Here is a 15,299-nt window from a genome sequence, read left to right as displayed (position 1 = left end):
TTATAACACGTCGATTTGAGGGGAGCCATATCGTTATTTGTCAGAAGCTGCCTTAGAATCTTCATGAGACATTTCCTCAATCGATTCTTCCGTGCCGGTTTCTGCATTGATATATACGCGATAAATCGAACCGTTCATATTACCCGTATATTCATAGCAAAGAGCCTCTTTGCCTAAATCGTTGAAGATGATCGCCATTTGCTCGGTTTGCACCTTCATCTCCGGATTTAGCGCCTTCCTTGCCTCAGCTTTTGTAATCGTTGGACTAGGTATCTTGCGAGTGTGATGTTGATACACATAATCATTTGCTTGCAAGCCTACCGTCTGCCCTTTATCAAGAGCAACCTTCAAGGTTAATTTATCAGGGTAAATAAGAACCCCGTTCTGTGTACCTACATAGGTAAATGCACCTGTGTTTTCATACTTGTCATAGCTAATAGCTTTCATATCCTTAAATCCGTGTTTCTTTAAGAAGGAATCAGCCGATGCTTTTGCCTCTTCAAAAGTCACTTTCGCTTCTCCAATATCACGAGAATTCAAAAAGTAGAGAAGCTGGCCGCCTTTTTCCGTAAAATCCATTTGAAGCGTACTGTCCTTGCCTTCTTTCACCGTCGCTGAGAACGAAGCATATTCAGTTCCTTTCGCATTTTCAACAACACGGATGTCAGCATTAGGAACATCAGTAAACTTAGCCGCTTCTTTTTTAATTTCTTCAGCGGTCACCATGTTTCCGCCAAGCATTTTAATCGTACGCTTCTGATACATGCTGCTAACGGAAGGGCCCCAATTGATTTCTGGATATTCACTTACCTTCTTGTCTACCGATCTAAAGCCGTCAATGATAATGTTGGGGTCACTTGCGTTTTTGGCAGCTGCGATTTCAGCGTCCATCCAGCGCAGACGGTTGTTCAGCACATCCTTCTGCATCTTTGACAAATCCTTCGATATTTCCTGTGAATTCGTATAGAGCGTCTTAAGCGTCTTGAATTCATCAGGCGAAAGCGGCTGCTTCGTCAAGTCGCGAACAGATGTCTTGTATGCAAAGTTTGCAATGCGCGACAGGAAGTCTTCTGCTTCATTGAAAGGAAGCATTGATACAGGAAGCTGGTTGATCTCATTTTGCGCTTGGCTCGTTAAACGCCATACATTGACAAGCCCTTTGCGATGAAAGGCTTGTGAGGTGGAGTTAACAGCTAGCGTGTTGCCTAATTGCTGATGCAGTTGCTCAACATGGTTAGTCAAATCGTGGAACGCTCGTTGATATTGGTTTTCAGCCTTTATCAAAACTGCGTTTTTCTCTTGTTGCTCTTGATAACCCCAGTAGGCAGCGCCGATAAACAGCACTGTCATAATGGGAAATAGAATTGAACTGAGTCGACGGTACATAATACAAAAGCTCCTTTCTTGTGCAAAACCTGGTTTTAGTTTGGTTTGCCCAAGGGAGCTTTATGCATCCATCTATTTATTTGTCATTACTGCATGTATTTCCCTAAAAAACGCTATGCTCTTCAATTTCCAGATCATTTGCATTGTTGCAAATACATTGCTTAAAGCCAGTATCAATCGAATCTTTTTCTCTTCGTCCGCGAAGCACAAATTTTTCTCCGCATAGATTGCATCTAATCGTTACCTTTATTCTTGCAGCCTCCATAAGCCCCTCCTCAGCCATTATTCGAACGCCATCATTTCAGGCATTACAATATAATGTAAGTATGGACGGATCGACTACAGTTTAATCTCATCTTCACGGACCATAAATCGAAAGGGCGACCGTGCATTCGCATGACTCATTTTGCGCAAGCCCCATATCCAAAGCACGATCATAAACGGAATAATAAAATACATCCAATTTGTGCGCAACGTAATCATGATCCAATCGTAAGTACCATGTAGAAGCACTGGCAGCAAAAGTGAAATGCCTAAGAAATAGACGGTTTTGTTTTTTGGAGCAAACTTCGCTTTCCCTAAATAATAGCCCATCATTATACCGAACAAGGCATGGCCAGAAACGGGAAGCAGCGCCCTCACGAGAAGCGTGCCGAACGTAGCAGGCGAGTAAATGGCATACAAGACATTTTCTAAGGTTGCGAAGCCAAGCGAAATGGCTGATGCATAAACGATTCCGTCATAAGGCTCGTCAAATTCGGTATGGTTGTAAATGACATGATACAGAACGAACCATTTTACGAACTCTTCTACGCCTGCGGATTCGCCAAAGGCAAATATGAGCGAGTGATCGCCAAGCCAAAGCTGAAGTCCCCGCTGAATAACCATGATCGGTACAACGACAAGAATGCCTAGCACAAACATTCTCGCTACCATGTGGATAGGCTCCGCTTCATAACGATCTCTCAAATATAAATAAGTAAGCAGCGAAACGCCTGGCGCAACAGCCGCAGTCAAAACGGAAAACAACAGCATTCTTCCCCTACTTTCTTACACCCAGCCACGATAGCGTACAGCTTCAGCCATTTTGCGTACACCGGCCATATAAGCTGCAAGACGCATATCGACCTTACGGGTGCGGTGTATTTCATACACTTGGTTGAAGCCCCTTATCATCATAAGCTTCAGCTTATCATCCACTTCTTGTTCATCCCAATAATAGCCTTGATTATTTTGCACCCATTCAAAATAGGACACGATGACGCCACCGCTGCTCGCTAGCACATCCGGAATAAGCAAAATGCCTTTGTCCGACAGGATTCGCGTAGCTTCCAGCGTCGTTGGGCCATTCGCTGCTTCTACTACGATGGTTGCTTTAATGAGATGGGCATTTTGTTCCGTTATTTGATTCTCGATTGCCGCAGGCACAAGCACATCACAATCGAGCTCGAGCAGCTCAGCATTCGTTATTGTGTTCGTAAACAAGTTCGTTACATTGCCAAAGGAATCTCGACGATCGAGCAAATATTCGATATCGAGTCCTTCTTTATTATACAACGCCGCGTTCACATCGGAAATACCTATCACGCGCGCACCGGCCTCATGCATGAATTTGGCAAGATAACTTCCAGCATTACCAAAGCCTTGAATGACGATTCGCGCATCCTTTATGTCTATATTTTTCATGTTCAAAGCCTCATGGATCATCATAACGACCCCTCTGGCTGTAGCTGTCTCTCTTCCTTTGGACCCGCCAAGCACAAGCGGCTTCCCTGTTATAAAGCCTGGAGAATCAAATTCACGAATGCGGCTATACTCGTCCATCATCCAAGCCATGATCTGTGAATTAGTCATCACATCAGGCGCAGGAATATCTTTGCTTGGTCCTACGATTTGGCTGATGGCCCGCACATACCCTCGGCTTAAATTCTCAATTTCTCGGAAAGACATCGTTCTTGGATCGCAAATAACGCCGCCTTTACCACCGCCATAGGGCAGATCAGCAATTCCACATTTTAGACTCATCCAAATGGACAAAGCCTTAACCTCGTTTTCCGTGACGGCTGGATGAAAACGCACACCGCCTTTTGTAGGTCCTACCGCATCATTATGCTGTGCTCGATACCCCGTAAACACTTTTGTTTTGCCATCATCCATCCGAACTGGAATACGGACGGTCAGAAGCCTCATGGGCTCCTTCAATAAATCAATCATATCCTGATCATAGCCAAGCCTGCGCAGCGCTTCTTCAATAACAATCTGAGTAGAATGCAACACATCGTTTGCTTCTTTATCACTCATTCCAATCACCGCCTTTGTCTACATCTAATATGAGCGCCTTTTCCTTCGTATATTCCATTATTATGTCATGCTACATGCAAGAAGAGCATCGTACAGACAAAATCAGCCTGCAGATGCTCTATCCGTGTACATTTGATTAAAAACTAAAATGATTACATATTTCCCTTACCGCTGTTTCGGGTATAATCACTTTACCGTACTCTTCCAGCATGGCATAGGTTACCGATGTTGCTTCACCATACTCAGCGAGCAATGCAATAACAGCGTTATGCCTGGAAGCCTCGATAAGAGCAGGTTCCAGCGCTAATATATATTTGCCATGATAGGAGTACAAACGTCCGTCTTCTGTAAGCGTAGAGCTTAGCAATTGCTTGCAAACCGATATGACATCCTCAAAATCGCGGAAAGAGTACATCACAATATCGCTTTGCTCAAGCGTCACTTCCATCTCGTATATTTCGTCTTCCGTGTCGTCATCTTCAGTTGGCCTATCGCCTGCATGACTGTTCATTTTGCCACGGGTGACAATCACTACCATACCTTGAGCGGGGAGGGCAAACACTTCGACCGCTAATGGGCCGCTGGCATCGAATCCAAGTTCACTATATGCTTGATCCATCATTTCACTGAATAGTTCGTGTACTTTTGGAATTTCGCGCCACATGTCGTCCTTCTGGATCCCCCGTTCCAGCAGGTCGTCGAACGTCAGGAAAATCCGAATCTTATCCTGGCTCAGTCGTTCGATTTTCATGACAGGATCCTCCTCTGCAGCATCTGTTGTAATAGCGTATGAATTTCTAAGTAAGATGTGATCAAATTGACCAAATCATGCTATGTAACTACTTTATCATGTCTTTTCACTGATTGCACTAATAATGAACGAAAAAAAGAATCGTTTGATCGCATCGCATTTCTGCTTTGCGTCCCTACGATTCTGCATGCTTGCTGCTTTACTTAGTGGGAAAAGGCTGACGATTCCGCTTTGATCTTGTCCGCTTCCTTCTTCAATGAGGGATCGCTGTTTACGATAGCCTCAATTTGTCCCCAAGCGGCTTCGGATTTTACGGCGGTATCGTCTGAATGCTTTGGGGAGAGCGCAGACGCATTTTCCTTCACAGATTTACTCATCATTTTCGCAACAGAATTGCGTGCAACATTGGAACAAACGTCAGTAAACGCATGTGCTGCCCATGATACTGCTCCAGGCTTTCTGCGCGAGATATATACCGTTGCTGCTGCRCCAATTATTCCACCGACTAAAAAGCCACTTAACCTCATGATCTCGAACACCTCTTTCCTAATTCATCTTGCGTATTCAGTTGTTAGTTTGACCGACAAGCAGAAGCGCCATTCCATATAAAATAAGGAAATCATCCTTATCCTTCTATTAGGCAAATATGATACAATGATGTCGTTTCAGCAGCATTTACATCAAAATTATGGAGGGCAAGCATCATGAAGCGTAACCTGCCTATAATCATTCTGCTTCTCGGGTCGCTTCTAACGGCCTGCAGTGCGCAGCAGCAAAACGAGAGCCTGCAGTCTTCAACTGAAGCCACTGAGACAGCAGCCGTTCCCGAGACTACACAAAGCTCAAACAATGCAATAAACGATGATACAGTCGTAACGAGTGAGGAACCTACGCCAACCGCTTCGAGTGAGCAGGAAACCAGCATAACAGCACTATATCGAATGAGCGAAGCCTATCGCTTCGTACCGATTGAGGAGAGTACATCAAGCAAGGTTGTTTTGCTTACTTTCGATGATGGGCCAAAAGATGAAACCGTCTTAACCAGCATGCTCGATACCCTTGATAAACATAAGGCTAAAGCGATTTTTTTCGTAAATGGTTATCGGGTGAAAAAAAATCCCAATTTGTTGAAGCTCATTGATGAACGCGGACAAACAATCGGCAACCACTCTTGGGATCATAACGATTTGAAAAAAGAAGCTAAAGAAGTCGTTGAACAGCAAATCGGCGATGTTCAAACAGATGTCGAAGCTTTAATAGATAAAAAACCATTGTTTTTCCGCCCTCCGTACGGCTCTGGCGGTGATACGGTCAAGGAAATTGCAAAAAACCACGGCATGCTTTACATGACGTGGTCAAATGGTTCCCTTGATTGGGATAAAACGGCCAAAAACAAGCCTGAGGTTGTCATTAAAAATGTGCTGGAGCAGCTGCATCCCGGCGCCAACATACTTATGCACGAGCTGCAATGGACTGCCGACGCTCTTGATGAGTTGCTCACCTCACTTGAAAACAAAGGCTACGGATTCATTGATCCAGCCACCATTGAGGTCACTCGCTAAATTTTAAGCCATACCAAAAAAGTCCACCAACTAAACTTACAAACAATAGGAACAATAAATTGTAATAAAACTTTGTAACCTTATTCATTTGTGTAGGATGTTTCTTTCGCCGAGGCGGCAGAGCTTCTCCCTGATTGGAATCCGTTCCGATGATGGACGGCTCTGCCGTCTCTTCATGCTGTGCTGAAGCTCTCGAATTTCCAAACTTTTCTTTCCTGCTCATGACTCCCTCCTGAATCTTATAATTAAACCCATGATGAAATCGATCAAAAAGTGTGCAATAATCGGTGCCCAAATCGTACCTGATTCCATATAAATCCAGCCTAAGCCATAGCTAATCGAAAATACGAGTCCGGTGGGAATCCAATGTTTTAAATACCTTACATGAATAGTAGCAAAAATTATGCTTGTCCAATAGGGACCTATGGCATGCTGAATCGCCCCGCGAAAGAGCAATTCCTCACAAATAGCTACAACTAAGGAAATAACTGCAATATGCCAAACCTTCCGCGTCCGAAAAATACGATCATTTACTCCGCCATCGTCGCTTGCTTCTTCTGGAACAAAGCGCGAAATAAGCAGGTCAACTATGATAACAGCTGCTGCTAAGCCTGCACCCCAATAAACAAATGCAAGCTCCTTTGGAGGCGTAAATAAAGCAATCACATTTTGATGCTGAAATAAAACCCATATTAAACCGATAATAAAAGTAAATGCTTGCGTAGCATATAAATTGATTAACAGCATGCGGTCATCTAGCTCATCAACGGACACCTTTCGAATGCGAATATTGCGAATATCAAATTTCTTCATAGCTTCCCGCCTGTCTGGAACGTTCATATTTTCTTTTTCGACCTTTTCACCTATACTGGTAGAACAAATCGACAGAATTATTTTTTTACATAGAAGGAGATAGAGATAGAGATGGAAAAAAAATTAACGACAACCGCAATGTTATTCAGTGTTGGATTTGTATTTCTACTTATTTGTACAGTTGGAGCCTTTTTCTATGGCATTCAAATTGGCACTGAAAAGACTAAAGCCCGCTATGTGAATGAAGCAGATGACGCAAAAACAACAACCGCTTCAGCAACCCCTTACCAGCAACAAGACTTGGTATCGTTCTATCATACTGTATTTCTGCCTTATCGTGAATTTCAAAACGAATGGTTCGCAGCTATGAACAAATTATCGCAAGGAAAGTCATTTGAAGCAACTTCTATGTTTAAAGATTTGGCAAGACTTGCTAGTACCAAAGCAGATGAAGCAAGCTCGATTGATATGCAAAAATCTCCACTGCTCGGAGAAGCTCAGGTTAGTTACATACGAAGTCTTAAACTATTTAATGAAGCTGCTGTCAACGCAGCGGCTAGTGCAAAGAAATTATCCTTTAATGAATTAATGAAAAATGTCGAACAAGATAAAACCTATCTCTCTGCCGCTCAATTTGCACTAAACGCTCAGCAGCAATATTACTCCGCTATGCTGAAATGGTCAGCAACGGTAGATCTTGATATTCCTTCAGAATACAAGGCTCCAGCTCTGCTGGAACTGTCAGCATGGAAAAACTTTAACATTACGATAAAAAACAAAGTAATGGCTGATCAGCTAATGACTCGCAAAAAACTTACTGCCTATTATCCGCACGATTTAACAAGTCGAGTAGATGAGCTTGTCCAATCTGGACAAGCAACTAAGTTAAAATTACATTCCGTATCTGCTGTTGTTGATTTGTTGATTAATACGGAAGCCGTTCGTTCAGGTGACTTCAATGAGAGCAAATCAAGGCTTTATCAACAGGCACTTCTGCCGCAGCTACCTTTTTTCTACCCTGAAACAAATTAAATTCCAATTCTTTTGTTAATCATATTGAAACCCTTGTAAAGAGGCTATAGCCGCCATCCCACCGGTAACGTTGTGAAGGCTGCTGTAGCCTTTTTCTTCTAAGTAATTGCAAACCGCTACACTTCGTACGCCATGTGCGCAGATGATATAAATAGGCAGCGTGTCGTCAAGCTCATTCAGTCGCACAGGAATCGTGTTCATTGGAATTAATTTTGATGTCTCCAAATGATAAAACTCCCATTCAAACTCTTCTCTTACATCTATGATTTGACTTGCTTCTACTTGTCCATTCCCTAGCAGTTCAAGCAAAAATTGCGGTGTCACATCCTGCCATTTCGTCATGAATAAAGACCTCCAATGTCGTAAATTGTTGCTAATGATGCTTGAATCATAACGAAATTTTCACAATTCAGCAAGTTTGAGGATTGCTTTTGTCCACCACATTGCTTTAAAATAGAAAAGTCTAAGTTCGATGATCAAACTCTCGACCCGCTGCTGCACAACGGTGCCGGGTAGAGGGTTTTTCTGTTCATATTAAGCGAAGCCTAATAGCTTCGCCCCATTTTAGGAGGCATACTTCACATGTTTAAAGTGTTAGTTTCCGATCCAATCAGCGATTTGGGCATTCAGCAGCTTGTTGATGCGTCAGATGTCGCAGTCGACAAAAAACCTGGACTCAGCGAAGACGAATTAGTTGCAATTATTGGTGAATACGATGCGTTGCTAGTACGTAGCCAAACCCGCGTAACAGCAAAAATTATGGAAGCTGGCAAACTGCTTAAAGTAGTTGGCCGTGCAGGTGTTGGCGTCGATAATATTGACCTAGACGCAGCAACTCAGCGCGGTATCATCGTAATCAATGCACCAGATGGCAACACCATTACAACTTGTGAGCATACATTTGCTATGATGATGGCGGTAGCCCGTCATATTCCACAAGCGTACATGAAAACAGTAAATGGAACATGGGATCGCAAATCCTTCCTAGGCGTTGAGCTTCGCGGCAAAACGCTAGGCGTACTCGGTATGGGACGTATCGGCAGCGAAGTTGCCAAACGCGCAAAAGCCTTCGGCATGGATATTTTGGGTTATGACCCGTTTATGACAGAAGAAAGAGCAACAAAAATCGGCGTGAAGCTTGCTAGCGTGGATGAAATTGTTAGAGGTGCAGATTTTATGACTGTACATACACCTTTAACGCCAGAAACTCGCCATATGATCGGCAAAGCTCAATTTGAAGTAATGAAGCCCGGCATGCGTATTGTAAACTGCGCGCGCGGCGGCATCATCGATGAGATTGCTTTGGTTGATGCAGTGGATGCAGGTATTGTCGCTGGCGCCGCATTCGACGTGTTCGAAGTGGAGCCTCCTGCTAATGACCATCCTTTCTTGACACATCCAAAAATTATCGTAACTCCGCATCTTGGCGCTTCGACTGTTGAAGCACAAGAAAACGTTGCGATTGACGTTTCGGAGCAAGTGCTTCATATTCTCCGCAGCGAGCCATTTATCAATGCAGTTAACATGCCTCCGATTCCGGCAAACCTGCAAAGCATTCTTCAGCCGTACTTTACACTTGGCGAGAAGCTTGGCAACTTTATTGCACAATCAACTGAAGGTGCTGTTACCGAAATCGTTGTAGGTTATGCTGGTGAGCTTGCAGAGGTTGATACGCAGCCACTTACTCGTTATATCATTCGCGGCGTTCTAGCGCATCACCTTGGCGCAGAGCAGGTTAATGTGGTTAACTCCCTTCACCTGGCGAAAGTGCGCGATGTAAACATCGTCGTTCAAAAATCGCATGCTTCGAAAGACTTTACGAACCTGGTAACCGTGTCCCTTCGTACGAAAAAAGAAGAACGTGTTGTTTCCGGCACATTGCTCACTGGTTACGGACCTCGTATTGTTCAAATCGACAAGTTCCCAGTTGATGTGACGCCTGAAGGAAACCTAATTCTAATCTCGCATAACGATAAGCCTGGTATTATCGGACGAGTTGGAACGCTTCTGGGCAACAATGACGTTAACATTGCAACGATGCAAGTAGGTCGTCAGCTTGTTGGCGGCTCCGCAATCATGGTTCTGCGTGTGGATAAAGCGACACCTAAGGAAGTGCTTGAGCAGCTTACAAGCATGCCTGAGCTAAACACAGCCAAAGAAATTACACTTTTTTAAATAAATTTGTTTACTATATAGAAGAAGAGCCTGCCGAATGAATCGACAGGCTCTTCTTTTGTTTCACGAACAACAAGAATTATCTTCTGCTTTCTACAAAAAAAGCGCCCCCAACAGGGGCGCTTTGACAACTATTGATGAGCTTCGACAGGAAGTAAGATTGTAAACGATGTGCCTGTGCCTGCACTGCTTTCGACTACAATTCGACCCTGATGAAGATCGATCAAATTTTTTACGATGGCAAGTCCAAGTCCCGTTCCACTTGATGAGCCGCGTTTACGCGCTTTATCTGCCTTATAGAAGCGTTCGAATATAAAGGGTACATCCTCGGTTGGAATGCCTTGCCCCTCGTCTCTGACGCGAAGCTCTACATACTGTCTTCCATTTACATTCGCATGCTGCCCAGAAATGGTGATGGACTTGCCAGATGGCGTATGCCGCAATGCGTTATCAAGGAGGTTAGTCAATACTTGCTCCAATCTATCCTCATCAGCTTCCTTTACAAGCAGCGACTCATTGGGCAGATCCGCGACCAGCCTCACTTCGCGCTCCTTCGCATACACCTGGAATTTCCGATGTACCCGCTTCAAGACATGGGCGAGATCTATCTCTTGGAAGTTCATATCGACGTGGCCGGCTTCCATTCTAGCGATATCCAGAAAATCATTTACGAGTCTGCCCATTCGCAGTGATTCATCATAAATGACTTGAACGAGCTCCTTGCGATCTTCCTCCGACACGACAATATCATCAAGCAAAGCTTCACTATAGCCTTGCAGCATCGATAGCGGCGTTCTGATCTCATGTGAGATGTTAGCCACAAAATCTCTTCTCAGCTTCTCAAGCTTATGCTCCTCCGTTACGTTACGGATAACGGCAACAGCCCCGCGAATAACATCCTTCGACTGCAGCGGAGCCATTACAACTGACCACACGCTGCTTAGAACATGAACCTTATCGGTAACATCCCTGCCCTCTTCCATCACTCTTTGAAACAACTCGCGGAGCGGCATTGGAACCTCGGAATATGCAGTCGAGCTCTCGGACTCATCCTCTTGCCAAGCAAGCTCTACTCCTGACCACTGATTGATTAGCAAATGACCAACTGGATTCGTGAGTATGACTTTACCTTCCGCGTCGAAGGTAATAACTGAATCTCCCATGCTTCGCAAAATGCTCGCAAGATGGTTTTTCTCATGATTGATGTCATGAATCAGCTTATTCAGCTGCTCCGTCATATGGTTAAACGTATCCGCAAGCTCACCGATCTCATCGCTGGAGCGTATATGAACTCGGGTTGTATAATTGCCTTGAGAAATCGATACCGCTGCATCCTTTAGTTGAAGCAGCGGCTGTTGAATTTTTTTGGATAAGAAGAAAGCAAAAAATGTTGATAACAAAAATCCGATAATCGCTGTTACAACAAAAAGCACTTTCACCTGATGCGTATTGTTTTCTTTAAACCATATGTCAACGTATTGAAGTAAAAATACGCCAACGATAAGCAATACGACAGCAACAAGCAGCATGATTGTCGCCCAGAGCTTTCCAACTACACTGCGGTACAACTTGCCAATCGAACGATGCCACAAGCTCATTTACTTAGGTACCTCTAGCTTATAGCCGACTCCCCAAACGGTAGTAATCATGGATGCCGCATCAGGAGACACTTTATTCAATTTCTCGCGCAAACGTTTTACATGGGTGTCGACAGTCCGCAAGTCACCGAAAAACTCATAGTTCCATACATCCTTCAAAAGCTCTTCACGAGAGAACACTTTATCAGGCGATACTGCCAAGTAATGCAGCAGCTCATATTCCTTAGGCGTTAAACTTACCTCTTGTCCACCAGCTGTTACACGGTGAGCATCATGCTCAATAACCAAATGAGGGAATACAATATTGTTGCTTGAATTAATTTCTTTTGTTAAGAACGCGGTAGCCGAGGATCGTCTCAAGATAGCCTTCACTCGGTAGATAACCTCGCGTGGACTAAAAGGCTTGACGACATAATCATCCGCGCCAACCTCAAAGCCCTGCACACGGTTCATTTCTTCACCTTTAGCCGTTAGCATAATGACAGGAGTAGCCTTCACTTGACGCAGACGAGAGCACACTTCTACGCCGTCGATTCCTGGCAGCATCACATCAAGCAGAATGAGCGCGTAATCCGTATTTGAAGCTAATCTTAGGGCAGTTTCTCCGTCTTCTGCCTCGTCGATTGTGTAGCCTTCCTTCTCTAAATACATTTTGAGCAAGCGACGGATACGTTCTTCATCATCTACGACCAAAATACGGCTTGAATAATCAGACATAGGGCAATTCTCCTCTCAATCTAAGTTCAATCTAAGTTCTAAACACCAGAATAGGAATGCAAACCTGCAATGACGAGGTTAACCCCAACAAGCGTAAATAGTACAACCACGAAGCCGATTACAGCGAGCCATGCAGAAGGTTTTCCCTGCCAGCCGCGCGATAAACGGAAATGCAAATACGCACTGTAGTACAACCAAGTGATTAAAGCCCAAACCTCTTTCGGGTCCCAGCCCCAGAAACGGCCCCATGCAATATTGGCCCATATCATCGCGAATATTAATGCACCGAGTGTAAAGATCGGAAATCCAATTGCGATGGATCTGTAGCTGATTTCATCCAAATCTTCTGGATCTACACCATCCATAACAGGATGAATGACCGCTCCGAGCGGCTTTCTGAATACTAAGCGCAGCAAGCCATAAAGCAAGGAGCCTGAAATAATCGTCCATATAACGGTATTAAACTTGCGTCCTGAATTTGCGCCTTCCATCCAAGATGGTGCTTCGAATAATGGCTTGCTCATGCCGAGGAATGATTCATATTCGACCACCTGGCTGTTATAAGGTTTAACAATTGGCGGCAGTGTATAATTTACTGTCTCCGAAGTCGTCGACTCTATTCCTTTGGCATCAATAGTAGATGTTTCTTGAATAAATTTCGCTTCATAGCCCATTCCGCGGAACGCGAATACAGCGACGATAAAACCTACAATTAGAATAATCGTATATAAAGAGAACTCGACCCAGAACTGCGATCTTTTTGCTTCTTTTGTTTTGCTTTTGAAATCAACCACTCTTAGCAAATACATGAGGCCGGCAGCAAAACCAACGGCAAAAAATGCTTCGCCGAGAGCGGCTGTCGTTACATGTACTTTTAGCCAGTAGTTGTTTAGAGCCGGTATTAGCGGCTGTACCTCTTGCGGAAACACAGAGGCATAAGCAACAATAATTACAGTTAGCGGCAATGAGAACATGCCCAGCAGCGGTTTTCTGTAAATACTGAAGACGATCGTAAATGCAATCATGATTGCCATTCCAAGGAAAGTCATGAATTCATACATATTGCTCGTTGGAATTTGGCCGCTTCCAGCCCATCTTGTAAAGAAGAAGGTCAAATGCGATGCAAGACCAAGACTCGAAGTAATGAATGCAATTCGTCCCCAACGCTTCTCATGCTGCAAAGGATCACGATTGCTCCATTTCTTACCCGCAATGGCAATGACATAAAACATAAATGCGAAGCAATACAGGAAAAATGCGACAATAAATGCGTCGCTGCTAAAATCGACTAAGCTCACGCGTTGTTCCCTCCGTTATCTAGCGACTTCGGATCTACGGTTATCCCTATTTTTTTAAGGGCTCCCGCTACATCTGAGCGCATACCGTACCAGTTTTTATTCGTATGAGCGCCCAATGAAAGCTCTCCATTGTCCACTCGCAGCCAAATTCGGCGGTGCTGCCAATAGGACCCCATCAGCAAGCCGAGCATGGAGAACACTGCACCTACCCAAACATATGGCAGCGCCTTATCCATCCTTACGTTCAAGTAAGTGGATGCTTCAGAGAAATCTACATTTTCCATGCCGTCCACTCGAATTTCTATCTTATCCGCGATACCGTGATTAATGGCATCCTGCGAAAATTTAACTTTATCCTTTTGCATTGGGAAATACATATACGGCTCACCTTTTGGATCAAGTCCTGGACCTTTAACCGTGTATACGAACGCCGGAGCAATCGGATCACGTGACAAAGTCGTTGGCTCGCCATTGTCGCCAATTGCAAATTCCATATAATTCGCATATAAATCAAGGGTATATGGCCCAAGCTTATGCTGCAGCGCTGAATCCTTCATTGGTAGATCGAACGGACCGTATTTCTCTCCCGTCGCTTTATCTATGAGAATAGGATGCACAGCGTTCAAGCGAGGCGTTGTATCATAATCAAATTGATACAGCTTTAATCCTTTGTACTTAAGCGGCTCGTTGACGATAATATTATGCCGCTCTACTTCTTTAAGCTCTGGTTTCTTTGTTTGGTCACTGCAGTTGCTAACGCATTCATAAAGAACCGCTTTTGTCTCAAAAAGCTTCGCACGGCTTATTCCTTTAAGCTTGTCCGGCAATTCTTCATCTTTATAATACTCTACAGTAAACTTTTCGTTTTTAACATAATAATTCGTATTCGCTATTTGGACCGTATCCCCATCAGGGACCATTATGTAGCTATCCATTTGCCAGCTTGGAATGCTTCTTGCCAATATGGCTAGAAGAAACAAGATAAGGCCAATGTGATTGATGTAGGGTCCCCAGCGGCTAAAACGATTTTTCTCCGCAAGCAGCGCAGAGCCATCTCGATGAATGCGATAACCTTTGCGTTTCAGCTGCATGCCGAAATTTTCAACCCATTTTTCCTCATCGCCTTCAATCTGATATTTAAATACCGTCTTCTGACGATGAATAAACTGCAGATGCTTACGAATTTGCTGCTTGCTGAGTGCCCGATAAAGCGGGAGCACACGATCCAAGCTGCAAATAACGAGTGAGGTGCCAATCATCACAAGCAAACCAATGAACCACCAGGATTCGTACGTATGTGATAATCCTAGCAAATAATACATTTTGCCAAGAAATCCATAAGTTTCTTCATAATAAACGGATGGATCTAAGTTATTTATGAATGTGTTTTCCTGTGGATAAATTGTTCCAAGCATCGCAGTCAAAAAGGTAATGACGATCAAATAAATCGCAATTTTGACTGACGAGAAAAAATTCCATATTTTATCGATATAATTGGGATTACTTTTTTGCGATCGACGAGCAACACCATCGTAACGCATTTCTAACGGCAAATCGGAAACCGTATCGTTTACAAGCGGTTTGCCGCAGCTTTCACATAGTACGGTGCCTATCGAATTTTGATGACCGCACTCACATTTTGTGTTTTCAACCACTAACACAATAA

At 43.9% G+C, this 15,299-nt stretch carries 16 protein-coding genes; 3 read left to right on the top strand and 13 right to left on the bottom strand.

Going from position 1 to position 15,299, the window contains the following annotated elements; genetic code table 11:
• Positions 1 to 33: 33 nt before the first annotated feature.
• From ypeB to AC1DPK_RS12830, 6 genes are all read right to left on the bottom strand, one after another.
• Positions 34 to 1,386, bottom strand: coding sequence for a germination protein YpeB (gene ypeB, locus AC1DPK_RS12855; protein WP_477510540.1), 1,353 nt, complete (start codon positions 1,384 to 1,386; stop codon positions 34 to 36).
• Between the two features lie 103 nt (positions 1,387 to 1,489).
• Positions 1,490 to 1,651 (bottom strand): hypothetical protein, encoded by a 162-nt coding sequence (locus tag AC1DPK_RS12850; RefSeq protein ID WP_179089937.1) that lies wholly within the window; start codon positions 1,649 to 1,651, stop codon positions 1,490 to 1,492.
• Between the two features lie 74 nt (positions 1,652 to 1,725).
• A complete protein-coding gene (gene prsW / locus AC1DPK_RS12845) occupies positions 1,726 to 2,421 on the bottom strand; it encodes a glutamic-type intramembrane protease PrsW (RefSeq protein WP_076271365.1) in 696 nt (231 codons plus the stop codon).
• A gap of 15 nt (positions 2,422 to 2,436) precedes the next feature.
• Positions 2,437 to 3,687 carry a Glu/Leu/Phe/Val family dehydrogenase gene (locus AC1DPK_RS12840; RefSeq protein WP_076271366.1) on the bottom strand — a complete coding sequence of 417 codons (1,251 nt, stop codon included), beginning with the start codon at positions 3,685 to 3,687 and terminating at the stop codon, positions 2,437 to 2,439.
• A gap of 136 nt (positions 3,688 to 3,823) precedes the next feature.
• Positions 3,824 to 4,438 carry a genetic competence negative regulator gene (locus AC1DPK_RS12835; RefSeq protein WP_339203296.1) on the bottom strand — a complete coding sequence of 205 codons (615 nt, stop codon included), beginning with the start codon at positions 4,436 to 4,438 and terminating at the stop codon, positions 3,824 to 3,826.
• Positions 4,439 to 4,641: 203 nt separating this feature from the next.
• Positions 4,642 to 4,965 (bottom strand): hypothetical protein, encoded by a 324-nt coding sequence (locus tag AC1DPK_RS12830; RefSeq protein WP_477510539.1) that lies wholly within the window; start codon positions 4,963 to 4,965, stop codon positions 4,642 to 4,644.
• Between the two features lie 177 nt (positions 4,966 to 5,142).
• On the opposite strand from AC1DPK_RS12830, the gene AC1DPK_RS12825 reads away from it, so the two are divergent.
• Positions 5,143 to 6,000, top strand: a complete 858-nt coding sequence (locus AC1DPK_RS12825; RefSeq protein WP_477510538.1) for a polysaccharide deacetylase family protein — start codon at positions 5,143 to 5,145, stop codon at positions 5,998 to 6,000.
• Here the strand turns inward: AC1DPK_RS12825 and AC1DPK_RS12820 are convergent.
• Positions 5,990 to 6,223: a hypothetical protein gene (locus AC1DPK_RS12820; protein WP_076271370.1), complete on the bottom strand. Its 234-nt coding sequence runs from the start codon at positions 6,221 to 6,223 to the stop codon at positions 5,990 to 5,992. The genes AC1DPK_RS12825 and AC1DPK_RS12820 overlap by 11 nt on opposite strands.
• Positions 6,220 to 6,813 carry a CPBP family intramembrane glutamic endopeptidase gene (locus AC1DPK_RS12815; RefSeq protein WP_339203301.1) on the bottom strand — a complete coding sequence of 198 codons (594 nt, stop codon included), beginning with the start codon at positions 6,811 to 6,813 and terminating at the stop codon, positions 6,220 to 6,222. Before AC1DPK_RS12815 ends, AC1DPK_RS12820 begins: the two co-directional genes overlap by 4 nt.
• A gap of 111 nt (positions 6,814 to 6,924) precedes the next feature.
• On the opposite strand from AC1DPK_RS12815, the gene AC1DPK_RS12810 reads away from it, so the two are divergent.
• Positions 6,925 to 7,845 carry a hypothetical protein gene (locus AC1DPK_RS12810; RefSeq protein WP_441883365.1) on the top strand — a complete coding sequence of 307 codons (921 nt, stop codon included), beginning with the start codon at positions 6,925 to 6,927 and terminating at the stop codon, positions 7,843 to 7,845.
• Positions 7,846 to 7,860: 15 nt separating this feature from the next.
• Here AC1DPK_RS12810 and AC1DPK_RS12805 read toward each other — a convergent pair whose 3' ends face one another.
• Complete coding sequence (locus tag AC1DPK_RS12805) at positions 7,861 to 8,187, bottom strand: rhodanese-like domain-containing protein (RefSeq protein ID WP_339203303.1); 327 nt, start codon at positions 8,185 to 8,187, stop codon at positions 7,861 to 7,863.
• A 240-nt stretch (positions 8,188 to 8,427) separates the two neighbouring features.
• Between AC1DPK_RS12805 and serA the strand changes: the two genes are divergently transcribed.
• Positions 8,428 to 10,020 carry a phosphoglycerate dehydrogenase gene (gene serA / locus AC1DPK_RS12800; RefSeq protein WP_477510537.1) on the top strand — a complete coding sequence of 531 codons (1,593 nt, stop codon included), beginning with the start codon at positions 8,428 to 8,430 and terminating at the stop codon, positions 10,018 to 10,020.
• A 131-nt stretch (positions 10,021 to 10,151) separates the two neighbouring features.
• Here serA and AC1DPK_RS12795 read toward each other — a convergent pair whose 3' ends face one another.
• The 4 genes from AC1DPK_RS12795 to resB are packed head-to-tail and all read right to left on the bottom strand — an operon-like array spanning position 10,152 to position 15,288.
• Positions 10,152 to 11,618, bottom strand: a complete 1,467-nt coding sequence (locus AC1DPK_RS12795; protein ID WP_441883361.1) for a HAMP domain-containing sensor histidine kinase — start codon at positions 11,616 to 11,618, stop codon at positions 10,152 to 10,154.
• Positions 11,619 to 12,335, bottom strand: a complete 717-nt coding sequence (locus AC1DPK_RS12790; protein ID WP_053376699.1) for a response regulator transcription factor — start codon at positions 12,333 to 12,335, stop codon at positions 11,619 to 11,621.
• A 38-nt stretch (positions 12,336 to 12,373) separates the two neighbouring features.
• Entirely contained in the window at positions 12,374 to 13,633 is a 1,260-nt protein-coding gene (gene ccsA, locus AC1DPK_RS12785) for a cytochrome c biogenesis protein CcsA (RefSeq protein ID WP_076271376.1), read from the bottom strand.
• Entirely contained in the window at positions 13,630 to 15,288 is a 1,659-nt protein-coding gene (resB, locus tag AC1DPK_RS12780; RefSeq protein ID WP_477510564.1) for a cytochrome c biogenesis protein ResB, read from the bottom strand. Before resB ends, ccsA begins: the two co-directional genes overlap by 4 nt.
• Positions 15,289 to 15,299 lie beyond the last annotated feature (11 nt).

This window comes from Paenibacillus sp. 01T424 (assembly GCF_056398745.1).
This window is presented reverse-complemented; position numbering and strand designations above follow the sequence as displayed.

Bases quoted from the DNA above. Each gene is read 5' to 3' on its own strand.
- AC1DPK_RS12790 (WP_053376699.1), bottom strand. From the start codon at position 12,335: ATGTCTGATTATTCAAGCCGTATTTTGGTCGTAGATGATGAAGAACGT.
- AC1DPK_RS12835 (WP_339203296.1), bottom strand. From the start codon at position 4,438: ATGAAAATCGAACGACTGAGCCAGGATAAGATTCGGATTTTCCTGACG.
- ypeB (WP_477510540.1), bottom strand. From the start codon at position 1,386: ATGTACCGTCGACTCAGTTCAATTCTATTTCCCATTATGACAGTGCTG.
- AC1DPK_RS12805 (WP_339203303.1), bottom strand. From the start codon at position 8,187: ATGACGAAATGGCAGGATGTGACACCGCAATTTTTGCTTGAACTGCTA.
- AC1DPK_RS12795 (WP_441883361.1), bottom strand. From the start codon at position 11,618: ATGAGCTTGTGGCATCGTTCGATTGGCAAGTTGTACCGCAGTGTAGTT.
- AC1DPK_RS12850 (WP_179089937.1), bottom strand. From the start codon at position 1,651: ATGGAGGCTGCAAGAATAAAGGTAACGATTAGATGCAATCTATGCGGA.
- AC1DPK_RS12815 (WP_339203301.1), bottom strand. From the start codon at position 6,813: ATGAAGAAATTTGATATTCGCAATATTCGCATTCGAAAGGTGTCCGTT.
- AC1DPK_RS12810 (WP_441883365.1), top strand. From the start codon at position 6,925: ATGGAAAAAAAATTAACGACAACCGCAATGTTATTCAGTGTTGGATTT.
- AC1DPK_RS12825 (WP_477510538.1), top strand. From the start codon at position 5,143: ATGAAGCGTAACCTGCCTATAATCATTCTGCTTCTCGGGTCGCTTCTA.
- AC1DPK_RS12820 (WP_076271370.1), bottom strand. From the start codon at position 6,223: ATGAGCAGGAAAGAAAAGTTTGGAAATTCGAGAGCTTCAGCACAGCAT.
- AC1DPK_RS12840 (WP_076271366.1), bottom strand. From the start codon at position 3,687: ATGAGTGATAAAGAAGCAAACGATGTGTTGCATTCTACTCAGATTGTT.
- prsW (WP_076271365.1), bottom strand. From the start codon at position 2,421: ATGCTGTTGTTTTCCGTTTTGACTGCGGCTGTTGCGCCAGGCGTTTCG.
- serA (WP_477510537.1), top strand. From the start codon at position 8,428: ATGTTTAAAGTGTTAGTTTCCGATCCAATCAGCGATTTGGGCATTCAG.